Below are 1,056 nucleotides of genomic sequence, written 5' to 3'. Positions count from 1 at the left end.
ACCGGGATCTTGCCGGCCGGCACGCCGGCGCCGTCGAACACCCGCTTGACGCTGGCCGCGACGGAATCGCCAAGCGCGATGATCGCCGGCGGATTGTTGGCCACCATGTAGTCGGTCATCTTGGCAATGATGCCGGCCGGGTCGGTGCCGCAATCGACCACATCATATTTGATCCCCAACGGATCGAAGACGCTGGCGATGCCTTCGGTCTCCAGCTGCTGATAGCTGGCGCCGGGCACTTCCACCGGCAGGAACACCTTGTCGCCCTGCTTCACCATCTTGTGGTCGACAAGATACTTGGCCCAGATGACCCCCGCCTCCTTGAGATCGGCGCCGACATAGGCCTGCCGTCCGGTCGCCGGATCGTCTGTGTTGAAGAACACGATCGGGATGCCGGCTGCCTTGGCCGCCTTCACCTCTTCCGTCCACAAGCCCGGCTGGGCCGACGTGGTGGCGATGCCGTCGGGCTTGGCCGCAAGCGCGGAATTGAAGGCCTCCTTCTGCGCCGCCATGTCGCCGCCGCTGAATGAGATCTTGCAGGTCACCTTGAGCTGGTCGCAGGCTTTGGTCGCGCCGGCATTCCAGTCCAGCCAGAACGCATCCGACGGACCGCCATGCGACAGCAAGTAGAACGTCTTCTGGCCATCCTGCGCCATTGCCGGCGCGCTCAACGAGACGCCGGCGAGCAGCGTTACGGCAGCCGCCAGTTTCAATGCGAATTTCAACATTTTTTCTCCTCCCTTACTTTGGAACCGAACCGCGCCGCCGCGAACCAGCGGCGCGAGAAGGCCGTCACAGACCGTTGGCGCGGAACTTCCCGTCGAGGAATTTCTTGGCCCTCGGCACGTCGTCTTCCGAGAGATGCTCGATGATCACCGGGATGTTCGGATGCTTTTCCGCCAGCCGCTGGAGATAGAGGTCGTAGTTCAGCGAACCGAGGCCCGGTGCCGGCAACTCGATCTCACCGACGCCACGGAATGTATGGCTCTCCAGCGCGTCCTCGTCGCCGATATCGGCGTGCTTCTCGGACTTGTCGCCGCCCGAACGCTTGACGTC

Annotated in this window: 1 protein-coding gene and 1 pseudogene; both read right to left on the bottom strand. The window is 63.3% G+C overall.

The window, feature by feature from the left end; genetic code table 11:
- Positions 1–728 (bottom strand): substrate-binding domain-containing protein (locus tag EN994_RS32765; RefSeq protein WP_127308217.1); only part of this gene is annotated, 728 nt, incomplete at its 3' end.
- A gap of 64 nt (positions 729–792) precedes the next feature.
- Positions 793–1,056, bottom strand: a pseudogene (locus EN994_RS32760) (sugar phosphate isomerase/epimerase); the annotation flags it as partial.

Origin of the sequence: Mesorhizobium sp. M7A.F.Ca.CA.002.09.1.1 (genome assembly GCF_003998555.1) — a bacterium.
Classification (GTDB): domain Bacteria; phylum Pseudomonadota; class Alphaproteobacteria; order Rhizobiales; family Rhizobiaceae; genus Mesorhizobium; species Mesorhizobium ciceri.
Note: the sequence above shows the minus strand (reverse complement) of the source record. Positions and strands in the feature narration are given on the sequence as shown.